The sequence below is a fragment of the Aquirufa lenticrescens genome (genome assembly GCF_019916085.1).
GTDB classification, from domain to species: Bacteria; Bacteroidota; Bacteroidia; order Cytophagales; family Spirosomataceae; genus Aquirufa; species Aquirufa lenticrescens.
Genome location: NZ_CP049834.1, coordinates 1,550,165 through 1,569,432 on the forward strand (window position 1 = coordinate 1,550,165; position 19,268 = coordinate 1,569,432).

Annotated in this window: 18 protein-coding genes; 11 read left to right on the forward strand and 7 right to left on the reverse strand. The window is 42.3% G+C overall.

The window, feature by feature from the left end:
* Positions 1-14: 14 nt before the first annotated feature.
* Together G9X62_RS06990 and G9X62_RS06995 are read right to left on the reverse strand one after the other, a co-directional pair.
* A complete protein-coding gene (locus G9X62_RS06990; protein WP_223130017.1) occupies positions 15-1,541 on the reverse strand; it encodes a YifB family Mg chelatase-like AAA ATPase in 1,527 nt (508 codons plus the stop codon).
* Between the two features lie 41 nt (positions 1,542-1,582).
* On the reverse strand, positions 1,583-2,488 hold the full coding sequence (locus tag G9X62_RS06995; RefSeq protein ID WP_223130018.1) for a S66 peptidase family protein: 906 nt from the start codon (positions 2,486-2,488) through the stop codon (positions 1,583-1,585).
* A 194-nt stretch (positions 2,489-2,682) separates the two neighbouring features.
* Between G9X62_RS06995 and G9X62_RS07000 the strand changes: the two genes are divergently transcribed.
* From G9X62_RS07000 to G9X62_RS07010, 3 genes are read left to right on the forward strand one after another with little or no spacing between them, the layout of a single operon-like run.
* On the forward strand, positions 2,683-3,285 hold the full coding sequence (locus tag G9X62_RS07000; protein WP_223130019.1) for a glycosyltransferase: 603 nt from the start codon (positions 2,683-2,685) through the stop codon (positions 3,283-3,285).
* Entirely contained in the window at positions 3,282-4,052 is a 771-nt protein-coding gene (locus tag G9X62_RS07005; RefSeq protein WP_223130020.1) for a polysaccharide deacetylase family protein, read from the forward strand. The genes G9X62_RS07000 and G9X62_RS07005 overlap by 4 nt, the downstream gene beginning before the upstream one ends.
* Positions 4,045-5,181, forward strand: a complete 1,137-nt coding sequence (locus tag G9X62_RS07010) for a glycosyltransferase family 87 protein (RefSeq protein ID WP_223130021.1) — start codon at positions 4,045-4,047, stop codon at positions 5,179-5,181. Before G9X62_RS07005 ends, G9X62_RS07010 begins: the two co-directional genes overlap by 8 nt.
* Here the strand turns inward: G9X62_RS07010 and G9X62_RS07015 are convergent.
* Positions 5,159-5,491: a DUF721 domain-containing protein gene (locus G9X62_RS07015; protein ID WP_261345501.1), complete on the reverse strand. Its 333-nt coding sequence runs from the start codon at positions 5,489-5,491 to the stop codon at positions 5,159-5,161. The genes G9X62_RS07010 and G9X62_RS07015 overlap by 23 nt on opposite strands.
* A gap of 346 nt (positions 5,492-5,837) precedes the next feature.
* Between G9X62_RS07015 and G9X62_RS07020 the strand changes: the two genes are divergently transcribed.
* The 8 genes from G9X62_RS07020 (at position 5,838) to G9X62_RS07055 (ending at position 12,605) form a co-directional block, all read left to right on the forward strand.
* On the forward strand, positions 5,838-6,674 hold the full coding sequence (locus tag G9X62_RS07020; RefSeq protein WP_223130022.1) for a MotA/TolQ/ExbB proton channel family protein: 837 nt from the start codon (positions 5,838-5,840) through the stop codon (positions 6,672-6,674).
* 69 nt (positions 6,675-6,743) lie between these two features.
* On the forward strand, positions 6,744-7,343 hold the full coding sequence (locus G9X62_RS07025; protein ID WP_223130023.1) for an ExbD/TolR family protein: 600 nt from the start codon (positions 6,744-6,746) through the stop codon (positions 7,341-7,343).
* Positions 7,344-7,369: 26 nt separating this feature from the next.
* Positions 7,370-7,885, forward strand: a complete 516-nt coding sequence (locus tag G9X62_RS07030; protein WP_223130024.1) for an ExbD/TolR family protein — start codon at positions 7,370-7,372, stop codon at positions 7,883-7,885.
* A 34-nt stretch (positions 7,886-7,919) separates the two neighbouring features.
* Complete coding sequence (locus tag G9X62_RS07035) at positions 7,920-8,738, forward strand: energy transducer TonB (RefSeq protein WP_223130025.1); 819 nt, start codon at positions 7,920-7,922, stop codon at positions 8,736-8,738.
* A 68-nt stretch (positions 8,739-8,806) separates the two neighbouring features.
* Positions 8,807-9,049: a hypothetical protein gene (locus G9X62_RS07040; RefSeq protein WP_223130026.1), complete on the forward strand. Its 243-nt coding sequence runs from the start codon at positions 8,807-8,809 to the stop codon at positions 9,047-9,049.
* The gene (locus tag G9X62_RS07045) at positions 9,024-9,926 is read left to right on the forward strand and encodes a PstS family phosphate ABC transporter substrate-binding protein (RefSeq protein ID WP_223130027.1); all 903 of its coding nucleotides are present in this window, start codon (positions 9,024-9,026) and stop codon (positions 9,924-9,926) included. Before G9X62_RS07040 ends, G9X62_RS07045 begins: the two co-directional genes overlap by 26 nt.
* A gap of 158 nt (positions 9,927-10,084) precedes the next feature.
* A complete protein-coding gene (locus G9X62_RS07050) occupies positions 10,085-11,770 on the forward strand; it encodes a tetratricopeptide repeat protein (protein ID WP_223130028.1) in 1,686 nt (561 codons plus the stop codon).
* A 61-nt stretch (positions 11,771-11,831) separates the two neighbouring features.
* On the forward strand, positions 11,832-12,605 hold the full coding sequence (locus G9X62_RS07055) for an SDR family NAD(P)-dependent oxidoreductase (RefSeq protein ID WP_223130029.1): 774 nt from the start codon (positions 11,832-11,834) through the stop codon (positions 12,603-12,605).
* Here the strand turns inward: G9X62_RS07055 and G9X62_RS07060 are convergent.
* The 4 genes from G9X62_RS07060 to G9X62_RS07075 all read right to left on the reverse strand — a co-directional run bounded on the left by G9X62_RS07060 (position 12,586) and on the right by G9X62_RS07075 (position 19,256).
* Positions 12,586-14,772, reverse strand: coding sequence for a T9SS type A sorting domain-containing protein (locus tag G9X62_RS07060; protein ID WP_223130030.1), 2,187 nt, complete (start codon positions 14,770-14,772; stop codon positions 12,586-12,588). The genes G9X62_RS07055 and G9X62_RS07060 overlap by 20 nt on opposite strands.
* A gap of 127 nt (positions 14,773-14,899) precedes the next feature.
* A complete protein-coding gene (locus G9X62_RS07065; protein ID WP_223130031.1) occupies positions 14,900-15,784 on the reverse strand; it encodes a hydroxypyruvate isomerase family protein in 885 nt (294 codons plus the stop codon).
* Positions 15,785-15,804: 20 nt separating this feature from the next.
* On the reverse strand, positions 15,805-17,457 hold the full coding sequence (locus tag G9X62_RS07070; protein ID WP_223130032.1) for a complex I subunit 4 family protein: 1,653 nt from the start codon (positions 17,455-17,457) through the stop codon (positions 15,805-15,807).
* Complete coding sequence (locus G9X62_RS07075; protein WP_223130033.1) at positions 17,454-19,256, reverse strand: NADH-quinone oxidoreductase subunit 5 family protein; 1,803 nt, start codon at positions 19,254-19,256, stop codon at positions 17,454-17,456. Before G9X62_RS07075 ends, G9X62_RS07070 begins: the two co-directional genes overlap by 4 nt.
* Between the last annotated feature and the right edge of the window lie 12 nt (positions 19,257-19,268).

A 19,268-nucleotide genomic window follows, 5' to 3' on the forward strand; every position in this document is an offset into this window, starting at 1 on the left:
GCCGAAAATCACAATTAGCCTGACCAGTTTTCGCGATCTAAATTTCGGTAGGTGATGGCCTCAGCTAGGTGTTTCGTCTGGATCGTAGAGGAATGGGCAAGGTCAGCAATCGTTCTCGCCATTTTCAAAATCCGATCATGAGCACGTGCGCTTAATTGTAGTTTTTCAATGGCGGTTTGTAGAAGCGAAGATGATGTGGAATCAAGCACACAAACCTGTTTGACTTGCGCTGCATTCATCTGGGCATTCGTTTGAATTTTAGGGGTATGTTGAAATCGATTTTGCTGTTGAGTTCTGGCCTTTATGACACGATCTCTAATGGCTGCGCTTGGCTCACTCGCTTGAGCAGTAAACATTTCCGGATACTTTAGTGGAAATACTTCTAAGTGCATATCGATGCGATCTAATAAAGGGCCTGAAATGCGGTGTAAATACCGATCTACCTGATAGGGTTTACAGGTACAAGGTTTGTCTGGGTGATGAAAATAGCCACAGGGACAAGGGTTCATAGCGGAAATCAATAGAAAATTGGCCGGGAATTCTACCGTTCCATGCGCTCGAGATATAGGGACTTTTCGTTCTTCTAATGGCTGTCTTAAGAGCTCTAAAACATGGCGTTGAAATTCTGGGAGTTCATCCAGAAATAAGACCCCTTGGTGTGCTAGCGAAATTTCACCTGGTTGAGGGTTTGTACGTCCACCAATCAAAGCAGTTGCCGTGATACTATGATGCAAAGCGCGAAATGGCCGTTCTGTAATCAATGGATTCTCGGAACTTAGTTTCCCTACGATGGAGTGAATTTGGGTGGTTTCGATAATCTCGTGTAGGCTCATTGGTGGCATGATGGATGGAATGCGCTTCGCCATCATCGTTTTCCCAGCACCTGGAGGGCCTACGAGGATCAGGTTATGGCCACCGGCAACCGCAATTTCGATGGCTCGCTTTGCTTTTTCTTGGCCTTTGATTTGGGAAAAATCGTCTTCGTAGTGCAAGGCCTCCTGGGGAATGTGAGGCGCTTTCGCAGGGGTTTGCGTTCTACCGTGCAAGAAGCGAATGGTGTCTCGCAAATTCGCCATTCCATAAATTGCGATTCCATCAATCAAAGCTGCCTCGATGGCATTTTCACGGGGAAGTATGAGGGATTTGATTCCTTGCTTTTTGGCCTCAATGGCCATCGATAAGGCACCTTTGATAGGGCGAATTTCTCCAGTCAAAGAAAGTTCTCCCATGATTAAATAGTCCGAAAGTCCAATCATCTTTGTTTGTTCAGAGGCTTGTAGTAAACCTAAAGCGATGGGGAGGTCGTATCCGGAACCCTCTTTGCGAATGTCCGCAGGAGCGAGGTTGATCACTACTTTTCGTCGGGGGAAGAAATAGCCGATTTGTTTGATGGCGGATTCAACACGTTGAATGGATTCCTTAATGGTGGAGTCGGGTAGACCCACTAAGTAACATTTGGATCCTTGTCCTACATGGGTTTCAATGGTGATAATGGAGGCGTGTATGCCTACGAGGGCACTGCCAAAAGTTTTTGCTAACATAGTGGTCGTTTAAGACACAATGTTAGGACGAAAGAATGGTATTAAATATCAGTTAGTTGGACTCCTTCCGCATTTACCAACAACTTGGTTTTTACACCGAAAACCAATGGCTGGTTGTTTGGAATATGCCCTGATGGGAAATCGTAAGCGATAGGAAACGAAGTTCCTGAAGTATGTTCGGCCACTAATTCAAAAGCCGTTTTTCCGATGGTCAAACTCGCTTCATTACAATCCGTAAATCCGCCCACGATAAGGCCGGCTAAGTTTTGGAATATACCTGCTCTTTTTAATTGCAAGAGCATGCGATCGACATGGTACAAACGCTCGCCTATTTCTTCCAGGAATAAAATTTTACCGTCAGTCAATCCAAAAGTGGGCGACCCCACTAAGTGGCATAAAAGGGATAAGTTCCCTCCAATAATCTCCCCGGAGGCCTCGCCTAAGCGATTCAATGGGTGCGACGGAGCTGATAAAGAAACCACACCCTCGAAGAGCGCGGTATACAAGTTTTGCAAGGCAGATTCACCCCCTTTTTGGCAAAAATTATGCGGCATAGGCCCGTGAATACTAGCAAAACCTAATCGATCTACTTCGCACAAAAGGGCGGTAATGTCAGAGAAGCCAACGATCCATTTGGGACTCGATTTAAAACCTGAAAAATTCAAAGAATCTAATAAACGGGATGATCCGTATCCGCCCCGAATCGGGAAAATGGCCTTGATTGTGGGATCATCTAGCATTTGCTGTAAATCGGCTAAACGTTCCGCATCTGTGCCGCCTAAACCAAAATGACGAGACAAATAATTAGGCGCATTTCGCACGCGAAGTCCCCAACTTTCTAGCACCTCCACCCCTTGTTTCCAATTTTCCGTGGGAGGAAAAGAGGCAGGGGATAAAATTGCGACTTCGTCGCCAGGGTGCAAATAAGGGGGAATGATCAAAGTCATGGCGTAAATATCTGCTTTTTTTTAGGATCCTCAAGGGCTAAATTTCGTAATATTGTAAAAATTCTATTTCTATCGCTCCTGCAGATTTAAATCTTGTCCATCCCATTTACAACCCGCATCCGGGCTGGGCGGAGGAATTAGTCCATTATTATACCTTATTTAAAAAGGCAATTCCCGCAGAAACGACGATTCATATGTATTTAGTGAATGATGGGAGTAAATCGGGGATTCGTCACGAGGATATACATTTGTTATCCGATAAAATTAGTGGATTTACTTATATTGATTCTGAAGTGAATCAGGGGAAAGGCGGCGCTTTGCGGGATGCAGTGCGTCAGACCACCGGCAAATGGGTCATCTACACCGATGCGGATTACCCTTATTTGATTTTTAATGCGGTGGAGATGTTTCGCCTGCTTTCTACGGATGCCGCCGATGTGGTGGTGGGAGTACGAAATGAGCAATATTACGATCAATTGCCCTTGGGCCGTAAAATATTTTCCCTTTCGTTGAAGGTGATGAATTATTTGTTTTTCCCTCAATTGAAGGTAAAAGACACTCAATCGGGCCTGAAAGGATTTAATCAAAAAGGAAAGGAAGTCTTCTTGAAAACGCGGATTCCGGCTTTCTTATTTGATATGGAGTTTTTGGTTTTAGCCTCCAAAAGACCAGACATCCGGATTCAATGGATCTATGTGCAAGCGCGTGAAGGAATCGTATTTTCGACGATGCGCGCTAAGACCATATTGACTGAATTGTATAATTTCATTTCCATTTTATTTCGAATAGATAAATGAAGCCGATTCTAATCACGATTGATGTGGAAGAATGCGATATTCCCTTGGAATATGGTTTCACGATTCCATTAGAGGAGCAGCTGGCCATTTCCAAAGAAGGTCTATCGCATTTCATGCAAATCGTGGAGGAGGCAGGAGTTCCGGTAACTATTTTTTGTACCGGAGTTTATGCTGAAAACAACCCAGACTGGATCAAATCGCTGCATCCAATGCACGAATTAGCCTCTCATGGGTATTTTCACGGGCATTTTGACGCCTCGAAGGACTTGAAAAGCTCAAAGTATTTATTAGAGAAATTAAGTGAAAAACCCGTTACAGGTTTCCGGATGGCTCGCATGCAATACGTGGAGGAGACAGAGATTGTAAAGGCTGGATATGCTTATCATTCGTCCTTAAATCCGACTTGGATTCCGGGTCGCTATGATCACCGAGATAAACCGACGAAGCCTTTTTTTGAAAAAGGATTGTGGAATGTACCTGCATCGGTGAGTCCTTGGTTGCGAATCCCGCTGTTTTGGTTGGCATTTAAGAACTTTCCTTTGTGGATCTACACATTTTTAGCGAAGCGGACGCTGAGCAAACAAGGCTTTTTGAATATCTATTTCCATCCTTGGGAATTCGCAGATTTAAGCAAATATCCGCTTCCAGCTCATGTGAAAAGAGGGCATAATGGTCCTTTACGGAATAAATTGCGCTCTTTTTTAAAGCAAATGAAAGGGGAGGGGGAATATACAACCATGGCTACAATGCTGAAGAATCATGAATAAGAAATCCACCTTACTGATTATTTGGGCCCTAGCGGGTATAGTGACAGGCTGGAAGCAGTTTTCTTTGAGCGCTGTTCATTCACACATCAATAATTTCCAGATTTTTAAGGCCAGTTTCGGTCATTTCATCCATCGAATGCCACTTTATTTAGAGTACCCGAAAGAATACTTTGATCTCTATTTATACGGCCCCATTTTTGCCATTTTGATGGCCCCTTTTTCGATGCTGCCTGATGGTCCCAGTGTCATTTTGTGGAATGTGTTGAATTCGGTGGTGTTGTTTATAACGCTTTGGCATTTGCCTTTGGTTGAAAACAAACGGGTTGCCATTACGTGGATTGTGTTGAATTCGTCTATTACGGCTTTATTAAATACGCAGTTTCATGCACTTTGTTTAGCATTGATTATTTGGTCCTATATCTGCGTTGAGAAAAAAAACTACTTTTGGGCGACGCTATGGATCGTTTTAGGGATCTATATCAAATTGTATGGTGTGGTCGGTCTAGCGTTTTTCTTTTTTGCCAAAGACCGTCTCCGTTTCGCCGCTTACTTCGTTTTCTGGCTAGTGCTGATCGGTTTTATACCTTTGGCCTTAGGCGGCTTTGATTACGGAATTCAAACTTACCGCGAATGGATGGGTATTTTAGCGCACAAAAACGAGCTGAACGAAAACATCAAAAATATCCGGACGGACGTCTGTGTCATGGGAATGATTCGCCGCTGGACGGGTGATCCGACTGTGTCGAATCTGTGGTTCCTTATTCCTTCGATGGTTTTGAACGTGTATTTGTTCTTCCAAACAAAAAAATGGTCAGACCCTGACTTCAGGCTTCGTATATTAGCCTTCGTTCTACTTTATATAATGCTTGCGAGCACGGGTACAGAATCCCCTACGTTAGTGATGGCATTCCCGGCGGTCGGAATCTGGTTTGTGCTTGGAGAAAAAACGAAGGAACGCTGGGCGATGTTGATCTTTACCTTGTTGATTTCGAGCTTTTCGCCCACCGATTTATTCCCCGCTTATATAAGGAATGAATTTATTAATCCGTTGGCCCTAATGATCTTGCCTTTATTGGCCGTTTGGATTTGGCTGGCTTGGGACCTCTTTAAAGAAAAACAACCTCAGTAATGATGTCTTGTTGAGCGGTTTTATTCAATAATTCAATCATTTTCTGCTTGGCCATCAGTAGCTCTTTCTTCAAAGGGGCAGAATCAATCCCTAAAAAGAGTTTTTTATCCTTGATAAAGACTTTCGTCGTACGAGCTGCAATAGGTTTGCCCATAATCTCCTCCCAATGCGCGATGATATAGGTTTCATCGTACTTGTTTTGCAATTGATAGACCCGTAAAAGCGATTCAATCGCCTCTTTCAAGCTCATATTGTCCTTGCTTCTGGTGGAAGCTCTAGGGCCTTTGGGGTTGAATGGAGAGTCTATCATGGGGATATATTGATGTCCAAAATTAAGCCATTAATTAGGTTTAATCAGGATTTTCTCAACAAAATTTAATTTTTTTTCAATTTTTTTATAATTCAGTAATCCCAAAATAGTACCCTAAAATTATCAGTTATTAGTAGAAAATATCGGATTAGTACAATAGTCCAAAATCTGTGACCTGCCAGTAACCCTACAATGATTATTTAAAGGATGAAAATTATATTAGAATTCTATTACTTTTGCCTTTACTGAAAAGGAAAGCGAAAGTCAAAACTATGAAAACTACGATCGCCGCATTTTCGACAAGTTTTATTAAAAAATAATTCTTTAACCCCAAATTACCAAACTAATGAGTACACAACAACCAAAGCCAGCTGCTAAGCCAGCTGCAACCGAAAAAAAATCTGGCGGTATTTCTGCAGGTTTAATTCTAATTGTCCTTTTTGCAATTGCCCTTGCAATCTACAATTTTGTAATGGGTGACCCATCTCACTTTGAAGGTGGTACTACTGAAGGACACCCACTTCCAGGTGACTACTTTGGTGTAGTTTACAAAGGTGGTGTTATCGTGCCAGTTTTGATGACTTGTTTCTTAACTGCATTAACATTCTCAATTGAGCGTTTATTCACTATCGGTAAAGCAAAAGGAACTGGTGATGTGAATGCATTCGTACGTTCAGTACAAGCTGCTTTAGACAAAGATGATGTGGAAGGCGCTTTGAAAGCTTGTGATAAGCAAAAAGGTTCTGTAGGTAATGTAACATTAGCTGCAATTAAAAAATACAAAGCTTTAACTACAGAGAAATCTTTAGACAAAGAGCAAAAATTAGCTGCATTGAGCAAAGAAGTGGAAGAAGCTACTTCATTAGAATTGCCAATGTTAGAGAAAAACTTAACTATCATCGCAACTTTAGCATCGGTATCAACTTTGATCGGTCTATTAGGAACGGTAGTAGGTATGATCAAGGCCTTCGCGTCATTAGGTAACTCAGGTGGATCAACTGATTCATCAGCTTTAGCAAATGGTATCTCTGAAGCCTTAATCAACACTGCATTAGGTATCGGTACTTCAGCGATCTGTATCATTGCATACAACGTGTTTACAGCGAAAATTGATGAGTTAACTTACAGCATCGATGAAATCGGCTTAAGTGTTAACCAAAACTACGCTACGCATCACAATTAATATTTGAACTGATTTAGGGGCATCTGCCCTTTCATTCAATTTTATTCACCGTTCAAAAAAATAATTGTTATGCCAAAAGTTAAAGCTAAACGACATAGTGTCTCACTCGACATGACAGCGATGTGTGACGTGGCTTTCCTTCTTTTGACGTTCTTCATGTTAACCGCGAAGTTCCGTCCAGAAGAGGCAGTTACGATCACTCCTCCATCTTCTATCTCAGAGAAACCTTTGAATACGAAAGATGGTATGCTAATGGTTAGTGTTTCACCAGAAGGTGGCGTTTATTTGGCAACTGATGATCAAATGGCTCGTGAGTTTATGTTAGAGCGTATGGCTAATCGCTATGGTATCGCTGTAACAGCTGAGATGAAGAAGAACTTTATGGCTTCAGAAATCGTAGGCTATCCTCTAGGAGCAATGCGTCAGGTGTTAAATATGAAACCTTCAGAAGCGAAAGCGCTAAGTAAGGGGATTCCAATTGATTCAGCCAACAACGAACTTTCGTATTGGGTGGGTTATGCGAAATTGTCTAATCCAGAGTTGAAAGTTGCTATCAAAGGAGATAAAGAATCTAACTACAAAGTGTTTGCTGATATCATCGGTACTTTGCAGGCTCAGAACATCAATATCTTCCAATTAGTAACTGGACCGGAAAATAAACCGAAATAAGTTTTCATTTTTAATTACGAAAAGAAATGGCAGAAATAGATAGCTCCGGTGGCGGGAAGAAAGGCGGAAAGAAGCGTAGTAAGAAAATGTCGACCAAAATCGACATGACACCTATGGTGGACTTAGGCTTCCTTTTGATTACTTTCTTTATGTTAACAACGACGTTAGCAAAGCCCGTTACCATGCAATTAAACATGCCTGATAAAACGGATACAAAGGAAACATCACCAGTAAAATTATCGGAAACACTTACGGTGTGTCCAGATGAGAACAAGGTGTATTACTACCAAGGTATCCCTACTGAAGCAGGTACAGTAATGCAAGTTACTAACTATTCGGAGACAGGAATTCGCAAGGTTATCGCGGATCTGAAAGCGAAAGTGGGTAATAATTTTACTATCGTGATCAAGCCAACCAAAAAAGCGAAGTATCGCAATATGATTGACATGCTTGATGAATGTGCGATTACTAACAACAAGCGTTATGCTTTGTTAGAGATCGATCCGGATACGGAGGCATTGATTAAACGATCAGGAAAATAAGCTTATTAAATTAATTTTAAATTAAACGAATATTATGTCACAAGTAATAAGCCAAGATGCTACTTTGGACGATATTATCTTCAAAGACAAGAACCGTGAATTCGGTGCCTTCGTTCTGCGTAAGACATATCCTAAAGTAATGAAGCGGTCCGTATTACTAGGCTCTGCACTCTTTGTCGGTGCTCTTTTGTTAGCAGCTTTCTGGAAACAGTTAACTGCGGCAGCGGAAGATAAGACTGAGGTGACTGCTGAAGTAATGAAATTGGACAAGCCTGCTCCACCTAAAAAGGTTGAGTTGCCTCCACCGCCGCCACCGCCACCACCCAAGGAAATTCCTAAGGTGACAACGACGAAATTCTTACCTCCAGAAATCAAGCATGATGAGGAAGTAACGAAACCAGAACCTCCACCTGAAGAGGTAAGAGGTAATACAGCATCTGAAACTGTGAAGGGTGAAACGGAAACGTATGAGCCGCCAGTTGATCCAGATGCTAAAGGATCAGAGCCTGTTGAACCTCCTAAGCCAGCTGAAGATGAAATCTTTACGGCGGTAGAGCAACAAGCTGAATTCCCTGGAGGTCCGGGTGCATGGGGACGTTTCTTACAGAAAACGTTGAAATACCCATCTGCTGCTCAACGTGCAAACGTAGGTGGTAGAGTATTCGTATCTTTCGTTGTTAATACGGACGGTTCTGTTCAAGACGTACAAGTTTTGAAAGGAGTTGGTTTCGGATGTGACGAGGAAGCTATTCGTGTAATCAAGGCTATGCCAAGATGGAATCCAGGTAAGCAATCTGGACGCGCGGTTAGATCTCGTTTTACTCAACCGATCACGTTCGTTTTATCTGAATAAGATATAAACGCTTAACCTTAGACAGACCTGCTGAATGTATTTTTAGCAGGTCTGTTTTTTTAAAGAAAATGAAAAGACCTGTTGCTATTTGGATTAATATCGGATTTCGATTGATTGTTGCTTTTGCCTATTTTTTATTAGGGCTATATGTGGCTTTTTATTCGGAGTTTGATTTAGGTACTAATTTTGGAGTGCCTACTATTATTTTATTTGGATTACTATTTATGGCTTATGGCTTGTTCCGCATTTGGAGAGCCTATGCTTATTTCAACTCGACAGATGAGGATGATGAAGAATATCAGAAATATTAGTTTAGTCCTTCTGGGACTATGTTTTTTTCAGTGCTCCACAGATAAAAAAGAGGGGCCTACTGATTCTGCTACTGTAGGGGAAATTACCTTAGGGGTAGATGAGTCTTTTGAGCCGTTGATGAAGGCTGAGAAGACGGCTTTTGAAGAGCAATATAAATACGCTAAAATCAAGTACAAGTTTAGCCCAGAAAATGAAGTCATTGCTGATATGCTGAATGACAAGATTAGAGGGGTAGTTGTAACACGTGATTTGACAGGCAAAGAAAAAGAAATTTTCACTCGGAAAGCCATCGCTTACCGCAGTTTTAATATAGCCGCTGACGGAATAGCTTTGTTAGCGAATAAATCCAACTCAGACACGCTTATTACTTTAGCCGATTTGAAGGATTTAATTGTAGGGACATCGACTAAGTATACGCTTATTGTGGATAAAGCGAACTCCAGTAATTTGAAATTTTTATTAGACAAATTAAAGATTTCGAGTGCCGAGAAATTGCACGTAGTGGCTGCTGGGTCTAACCCAGAAGTAATCAATCAGGTTAAAAATGATCCTCGCGCGATTGGAATTGTTGGATCAAACTGGATCAGTGACGGAGATAATCCAACCTCTTTAGGTTTCATTCGCTCAGTGAATGTAATGTCCGTAGCGGAAGGGAAGGGGATGCCTTACTCGCAGCCTTTTGGGTATAACTTGGCCTTGAAAAAGTACCCTCTTCGCCGGGAAATCAAGTATATCTTAAAAGAAGCGCACCAAGGTTTAGGTACAGGATTCTTGAATTATGTTTCAGGTGATTTAGGACAATTGATCGTTTTGAAGGCTGGTTTAATTCCTTTGACCCGCCCTATCACGATTCGCACGTATCAAATCAGTCAGTAGTTCATTTTTATTCGGTTTAGAGTAGGGAAAATAGAAGATTGTTTTTATTTTTGTTGTTCTTACGAATTATAAGTTAAGTGTATAAAATTGGACATTTCGGTGTTCGAGGCCTAGGAAAAATATTGAAAGCTATTAATTAAAAAAACAAAATGAAGAAAATGAAATCGTGGATATTGGCTGTCAGTTTATTGATCACCAATATGGCAATGGGACAAACTATCGCAGAAGGATTACACTTTATTGATCGCGATCAACCTACAAGAGCTAAGCAAGTTTTTGAAGGTTTAGTGACTGCTTCTCCTACTGGTGAAAACTACTATTATTTAGGGTATTATTATTTATCTCGTAGAGATTGGGCTGGTGCAGAAGATGCATTCAAAAAAGGCTTAGCAGCAGATCCGAAGAACTATTTGAATCAAGTAGGGTTGGCTGCGATTAAAGTAGGTCAAAACAAGGTAAATGAAGCGAAAGTAGATTTCGATCGTATTTTATCTGAAACGAAATACAAAAATGGGGATGTTATTCACCGTATTGCTGAAGCGTATGAGATGTTCTACAAATTAGGACGCGATCCAGAATTCAATGCAAATAATAATGATCCTGCAGAGGCGATTCGTTTGATCGATTTAATGTTAGAGAAAACGAAGAAAGGTCCTAACGCAGAGCAAATGATCGTTCGTGGAGATGCCTTCTTAATCAAGAATGATGGTGGTAATGCAGTTTCTTCTTACGAGCAAGCATTAATGCAAGATCCTAAGAATGTAAAAGCGAAAGTGAAAATTGGAACGGTATTCTTGCGTGGTAAAAACTACCGTGAAACACAATCTCGTTACAAAGAAGCGATTGACCTGGATTCAAACTATGCACCTGCACACAAACGTTATGGTGAGTATTTGATCGTGGGTAGCCAATACAAAAATGCATCTCGTTACTTCAGAAAGTATTTAGAGAAAGCGGAAGCAACTCCAGAAGTAACTTTGGAAACTGCTAAATTATTATTCTTATCTCAAGACTATGAGGGTGCGATGAAGTACACAGATGAGGCGGATAAGAAAGGGGTGAAAGACAACGATATCTTCCGTATGCGTGGGTATTCAAACGTAGAAATGAAGAACTACCAACAAGGTATTGATAACTTAGAAGGTATGGTTCGTTCTGGTGTGAAACCATACTACATGGATGATTTGTACTTTGGAAAAGGATACCAAGGCTTAGGTAAAGATTCAGTTGCTTTAACTTATTTAGAGCGCGCTGCACCTTTAGATACAAACAATAACGTCTATAACATTATTCACGATATTCGTTACAAGCAAAAGCGTTACAATGATGCGGCGACCGCAGCTTTGAAAGGAATCGAGTGGAAGCAAAAGAAAAACCAAGCGGTGGGTTCTGGAGATTACTTTAAGGCAGCAATGGATTACTATTTTGTAGCAGCCTTCACTCCTAAAGCAGATACATTGAATCGTCCATTAATTGCAATGAAAGCTGATACCTTATTTGGAAAGGCAATTTCTGTGAACGAAAAATGGCCTCCATTCTATATTAACCGTGCTCGTGCGAACAACCTAGTGGACTATACAGGGACGAAGTGGTTAGGGGTTCCTCATTACGAGAAGTTCTTAGAGACGGTGATGAAGTTGAGAGAAGAAAAATCAACGACGTTAAAAGAGGATAAGAATCAATTATTTGAAGCTTATAAATATTTAGGAGGTTATCATTTAACTGTAACGAAGGATGAAGCCAAAGTGAGAGATTATTTTACCAAAGCACAGGAGATAAAGGCGGATGACAAAGAAGTCAACGATTATTTGAATCCTGCTCCAGCCGCGGCTCCTAAGAAATAATTAGTTATTAATCATCGAAAAAAGCTGCTCTACGGGCGGCTTTTTTCATTTACACAAGCTTATGTCATACGCAATCATTACCGGAGGAAGTAAAGGAATAGGCAAGGAAATTGCCTTGCAATTAGCAGAGAGAGGGTATAACCTATTACTAGTTGCTCGTAATTCGTATGAGCTTCAGCAGGTAAAAGAAGAGATTCAGAAAAAGTATTCGCTGGACGTTGATTACCTAGTGGCGGATTTAGCAGATTCATCTGCTGTTAACACCTTGTATGAGTGGGTGCTGGCAAAGCAGATTGATTTACGTATTTTGGTGAACAACGCGGGTTATGGCTTAGTGGGAGAATTTGAAAAATATTCTTTTGAGGAGACCCAAAAGATGATGCAAGTAAACATGAATGCATTAGTGGAATTGTGTTACCGTTTCTATCCGATGCTTTCAGGTAAAGGCCAAGCCTACGTATTGAATATTGCAAGTTCTACGGCCTACCAGGCGATTCCTTTGATGAGTGTTTATGCTGCTTCTAAAGTATTTGTCTTGAACTTCTCTCGTGGCTTATTCCACGAGTGGAAGGAGAAAGGAATTAGCGTTACGGCCGTTAGCCCGGGTGCTACTACTACAAACTTTAATGACCGAGCGAACTTGCCAGCTAAGGCTAGTAAGGCGGCAGAGAAAGTAACGATGACTCCCGCTGTTGTGGCAAAGTTAGCCGTGGATGGTATGTTTGCTAAAAAGCAAGAAGTGATAACGGGTCTCATCAATAAGCTAGGAGCTTTCTTGGCTTGGATAGCCCCTAAAGCGATTTCAGAGAAAGTGGCTAAAGGTATTTACGAATAGTTTTTTCTTGGCTGATTCCATCAAAGATCAGTCTGACTACATAGGTTCCAGCAGGTAAACGGGAAATATCCCAGTCGATTCTCCTGCTGGAACTTTTTATTTTCATAGAGTCAAGTAATTTGCCCTTCAAATCGAACAAGTGGACTTCTGCGTCTGCTATTTCATACGCGATTTCGATGGACAGTTGCCCTTGGTTTGGATTAGGGTATACAGCGAATTCGTAGGTCGCGGGTTTATCTACGTAATACACATTGGAATAGGTAGAAAAGCAGGAAAGACTTTTATACATCCATTTAGCGCGGACGTAGAATTCGCGTCCTTCGGTGATCTTTCGAAAAGAGGTTGTGTCAGTTGATCGGGTTTGATCGATGAGCCATTCGGGGATGCCGATTGACAAAGATCTCACACTCACAAAATAGGCTCCCATTTTTTCTAAACGAGGAGCTGGGGGATTGGCTTTTCTTGCTAGATTGATTTTCTCCGAGCGGTAGAAACAGCCATTTTCTTCAAAAACGGATTGGTATTCTCCAGAGGGAAGTAAGCCATTTATTGTTTTTTCAGTGGCAAATAGATGGCCGTTCATTTCCCAACCAACGAAATGAATGCTAGGGTCCAATGTAAGGCTGAAGCTTGCGCTGTCCGCTTCACAAATGGGTCCTGTGAAGGATTTGCGAACCAGAGCGCTTGGTTGCTTTAAAACAGGCAAATTTAGCATTAGCGTGTCTGTCTCCCCATCGTTGCAGAGGAATGTGTAATTTCCTCCTGTTAGGATAAAATCTGCTAATGCGGATTCATAGCGTTTGGAAGTACCTAATGCTGATGTTTTCAATGGACAGCCATTGATTCGAATACGGTAGTTATTTGTTAGGCAATTCGTTTCAGAGCGAGCTGTTAATCGATGAATAATGGGGCCGTTTCGCACATAATTTACTCCTGTCGTGTCTTTCGTACTACAGCCCAGCGAATCTGTTGCAGTTCTCAATAGGAATCCATTGCCAGTAAAAGGACCGAAAGTGCTTTTTGCTGAGGAGCTATAAGTGACTTGGTAGGGTGGTGTTCCATTCAACGGTAGTGTTTCAGGTACACTTATTGTTCTTTCGCCGGTAAGTGAAATAGGATTTAATGAGCGTATAATGAGTCGTGGCTTGATCCGAATCGTTACTGGAATTCGTGTGCTTTCGCAATCGTTTATTTTGACAGAAGCAAATCGGACGAATAGAGAATCTTCATTGCTTGTATTTCGAATAGCTTTCATAGCTAAGGCTGTTGCGGTGCTTAGGCTAGACTTAGCTGACTCCGATTCATACCAGATGTTGTTTAGCCCTCCGCTGGCTTGTAAAGAAAAGGCAACATCTGAGCAAAAGTAATTGGAGGAGGTATTCAGCGGCGGCGCTGGAATAGGGTAAATAGCCGTTTTTACCCCTGATGATAAAGGTCCCTCGCAACCAGATTTAACACAAGTTGCCCGAAAAATGGCGCTGTCGGAGGCGATCAGTGGTAATCGACTACCTTCGCCTATTTTGCGGCCATCGGAATTATACCAAAAAGTAAGGGAAGGCGAACAGCCTGTCGCATTGAGCGAAAAGGGTAGGCCTTCGCAGGCTTTGACGAGTTTTACGGAATGGGAGGGAGCAGCAGGGAGCGTGGTGATGCTCAGTGATACCTCATTGGAGGCCATCACGCAAGTGCCAGCTGGAAGAGTGGAGTATCGGGCGAATGCCTTTATTTTTGCTCCATTCAGTGTGGGTGTAGCAATAATAGAATCCACAGCTTGACCATTGAGTGTCCAGGAATAAGGGAAAGAAATAAGCGCCTTTTCGCAAACCGTAACACTTGAAATCACAGGCGCTTTTCGGAGCACCACTAAAACAGAATCAGAATAGCTGTTGCATTTGCCAGACGTGATTTTTAATCGATAATAAGATCCCGCGGGATGCGTGGCTCCGCCGGAAAGAAAACTGTAGCGCGCTGCGCGCGCGTTTGTAATGCTCGTGAATTTCGTGTCCGAGGGTCTGCGCTTTTCCCATTGAAAAGTGCCGCTCGAACTGACAACAATGAGTCGAATGGAATCTCCCTCACAGGTAATTTGTGAGAGAGGTTGTGTGCTGATGGTAGCGCATTGTGTGAAGGCAACGAAACTATAGAAGAGAAAAAAGAGCGTTTTCATGACTCGAATTAGAGCAGAAAACGAAGGCTAAACAAGCTGAAAAAAATCAATATTGAGAACCTGATAAATAAAAAACGCAAACGACTCGAAGCGAGCTGTTTGCGTTTTTATCAAGCTGTTGGTATTCTTAAATATCGCAGATTTTTACCGCTTGTTCTAAGGACGCCATTTTGTCTTTACGAGCTGGAATGAATTCCTGTCCGATAAAGCCTTTATATCCTGTATCGTAGATAGCACGAATGATAGCCGCATAATTTAATTCTTGCGTCTCGTCGATCTCGTTACGACCTGGAACACCACCTGTGTGGTAGTGAGAGATGTATTGGTGGTATTTTTTGATGGTAGCGATTACGTCCCCTTCCATGATTTGCATGTGGTAGATATCGTAAAGCAATTTGAATTTATCAGAACCCACCATCTCACAAAGTGCAGCACCCCATTCAGTTGTGTCAGCTTGGTAGTCTTTGTGGTTTACTTTGGAATTCAATAACTCCATGGAGATCGTTACATCGTAACGTTCTGCGGTTTTCATGATACGTTGTAAGCCCTTTTTGCAGTTGATTAGTCCGTCTTCATCGCTCATACCATCTCTGTTTCCGGAGAAGGTGATGATATTTTTAACGCCGGCTTTCGCTGCTTTAGGGATGATATCTTCGTAGAAACCGACTAAAGCGTCGTGGTTTTTCGTACGGTTAAAGAAGTTCGGGATGTTCATGCCGTCTGGGTATTTTCCCCAGCCAATTGCCGCAGTCATATCGTGTTTTTTCAGGATTTCCCACTCATCGGGACCTGTTAATTCGATGGATTGCAAGCCGATTTTTTTGGCGTTAATGACTAATTCCTCAAACGGGATATCGTTATAGCACCAGCGACAGGCTGAGTGATGTACCTTTCCTTTTAAGTCAAGGCCCGCTTGGATGTCTGCTTCCTGAAAACGATGTCCCATCATTCCAAGGCCTGCGAACCCAGCAGAGCTTTTTAGAATGTCTCTTCGGCTGAATTTGTTTTCCATAGGTTTATATGTTAATAGGTTTATTTTAGTAATCCGGTGACGAATTTTTCACTGAGCTCAAATAGTAAGCCCGGATAAACGCCTAGCAATATACTGATAATTCCTAGACCAAAAAGGCTTAGCAATTCTAATTTATTCAAATCAGGTAAAGACCAATGGGCATTTTTTTGGTAGTGTTTTCCCAAATAGATTTTTTGGAAAGTCCATAATAGGTATCCAGCGCCTAATAATAAGCCCAAAGCGCCAAAAACCGCTATCCCTGGATGCACAAAGGGACTCGTGAATGCGCCCATCAAGCTGAAGAATTCTCCGATAAATCCAGAGAATCCGGGAAGGCCTAAAGAGGCAAAAATGGCGATGCCTGAGATAACCGTAAACCGTGGCATCAAGGTAACTAAACCGGAATACGAATCGATTTCGCGATTTCCCGTTCGGGAATACAATACACCTACTAGTAAGAATAACAAGGCTGATAAAACACCGTGGGAGATGGTTTGGAAGATGGCTCCTTGCCATCCTTCAGCCGTAAAGGCTGCGATTCCGATCAGCACGAAACCCATATGTGAAACGGAAGAATAGGCCACTAATTTCTTTAAATCCGTCATCGCTAGTGCATTGTAGGCGCCGTAAACGATAGATAAAGCTCCTAAGCCTGCCAAGATATTCGCCGCTTCAATTGCCTCTGCTTGGAAGAATGGAATGGTGATTCGCAACCAGCCGTATGCTCCGATTTTCAACAAGACACCTGCTAATAAAACGGAGATTGGTGTAGGTGCTTCTACGTGTGCATCGGGTAACCAAGTGTGCAAAGGAACCATCGGTAATTTGATGGCGAAACCGATGAATAATAACCAAAAGCCCCATTCACGCGCGCTCATTCCCGCTAATTGACAGCCTGAGCTGATGTGTAGGATGCTGGTGATTTGGCAATTATTATAGTCTTCTAAAGCCTGCATATCAAAGCTATGCACTAAAGAAGACGTAGCTAATTCTTGTGACTGTATTAGTTGCTGTACTGTTTTCAAGGCCTCTAGGTTGAAGCCTTGTTCTGGGCGAATCAAGCCATTTAATAAAGCTGTTTCATAAGGATCCACATAAGCAACTCCCATTCCTAGCATCACGATCAGGATCAAAAGGGAGCCAACTAGCGTGTAAATAAAGAACTTCAACGATGCGTAATTTCTGCGCGGTCCACCCCAAATTCCAATCAAGAAATACATAGGGAGCAACATAAACTCGAAGAAGACGTAGAAGAGGAAGAGGTCTTTGGCCATAAAACAGCCCATAATCGAGGCGTTCAAGAGCAAGACCAAGGCATAGTAGCCACCCATTTTTTCTTTAATGTCTGTCGAATTCCACAGCGCCACCCAGGTAATTAATCCAGTTAACAGAATCAGGGAAATGCTCAAACCATCAACTCCTAACGTGTATTTAGACATAAATTGTCCCATCGATCCGAGTGAAATGGAGAACCAATTGTGCGTTTCGTTGAATTGAAATAAGCCGGAAGTTTTATCGAATGCGCCATAGATATAGCCCAAAAGCGCTAATTGGAGTGTCGAAAGACCGATGGCAATGCTTCTCGCTTGTTTTTTCAATTGACCCAAACCAAGCGCTAATGCACCAAGCAAGGGCAATCCAATTAAGAGCGATAAAAGAGGTAAATTCGTCATTTAATAAATAGCGCGTAAAGTAAAAATAAGGCAAATGTCACAATAATCATAGCCCAATAGCTTTGGACTTTAGCTGATTGCCAGCGACTTAAAATTTTTCCAGTGCCTGCACTTAGGCTGGCACTTCCACCTACAAATATGCCATCGATGATGTGTCTATCAAACCAAGCGGATAGATGGGCAATAATCACTTGCAAAGCGGCAATCCCATTCACGAATCGGTCAATGAATTGCGTTTCGAAAACCTGAGCAGATCTGCTCTTCCATCGAATAAAGCGGAATAAGGATGGCCATAAGCCAGGTAATAATTGGTAGTTCCCAGCTGGAATCCAGTTTCTTGTTAAATAAGCTCCCGCCATTCCCAGCACCCAGGTGGCAGCCGTGATATACAACCAGAATGATGGAATGTGGTAAATGGTGACCTCGAAACGCTCTAACAAGGCAGAATCGTGGATTTCGATGGGATTCCAAGAAATCCAAATGAAAAAGCTCGCTATAATTAATAGCCTGATCGGGGTTTCTAAACTGAAATCCTTATTAGGGGAACCTTCTTTCACAGGCCCCATAAAGATCAAATAAAATTGGCGGCTGATATAGAAACTGGTTAACACCATACCTACACCTAGGACGCCTAGGAGTTCGAATTGTTCGTTTGAGTACAAATATCCGGCGATATTCTCCTTGCTTAAAAAACCGCCCGTAAGTGGCAATCCTATCAATCCAGACCCGAATACGAGGTAGGCCAAAGCCGCTATTGGCGCTTTTTTGCGAAGCCCACCCATGTCGTTTAGGCTTTGGGAATGGACGGTATGAATAACAGCGCCAGCCGCTAAAAATAGACCAGCTTTAAAAATCCCATGGGTTAGTAAATGAAATAATGAAGCGTCAGAACCCATTCCCATCCACATTAAACCCAGCTGGGAAATGGTGGAATAGGCCAGTGTTTTTTTGATGTCGTTTTGGAAAATGGCGAATACTGCTCCTGTTAAAAAGGAGATTGCACCAATGATTCCCATAAAAAGATGGGTCTCTGGTCCCGTGATATCGAAAACGCGAACGCCCACAAATACACCCGCGGCCACCATCGTAGCGGCGTGAATCAATGCGGAGGCTGGCGTAGGACCCTCCATCGCATCAGGTAACCAAGACATTAACGGGAATTGGGCAGATTTAGCTATTCCGCCCGCGATTATTGTGATTCCGATAAGGGCAGGGGCGATGCCATGCATCGCTGAAAATTGCCAGGTATTGAAGTGCAAACCGAGGGAAATTAAACCAAACAGTAAGGCAATATCCCCTAAGCGATTAATTAAAAAGGCTTTTTTAGCGGCTTGAATGGCGGCCGTTTTTTGATGCCAAAAACTGATCAATAAATACGAACAAGCCCCCACTAATTCCCAAGCCCCATAAAAAACAAGGATAGAATCGGTCAGTAGCAAAAGCGTCATCGAACCCACAAACAGGTGCAAATACAGGTAATATCGACCGATGGAGGGGTCTTCTTTCAGATATGATTTGGAAAACAGTTGTACACAAAAAGATACTATCGCCACTAATCCTAGGACCAATTGCGCCGAGGCATTCGCCCAAAAACTTAGATTCAGCTGCTGCCCACCCAGATTAAACCAAGGATAAGCGATTTTGAAATCAAGGGGTGCGGTGTTACAAAAATATAACGCGGCAATACTGAATACAGCCGAAAGGGAAATCGAAAAAAGAGGTTTGGGAAAAAGAGCCACCAACAGCGCGGACGCCCAAGGCAACAAAAGCACTCCAAGAAACAGGAGATTTAATCCCATATAATTGTGTAG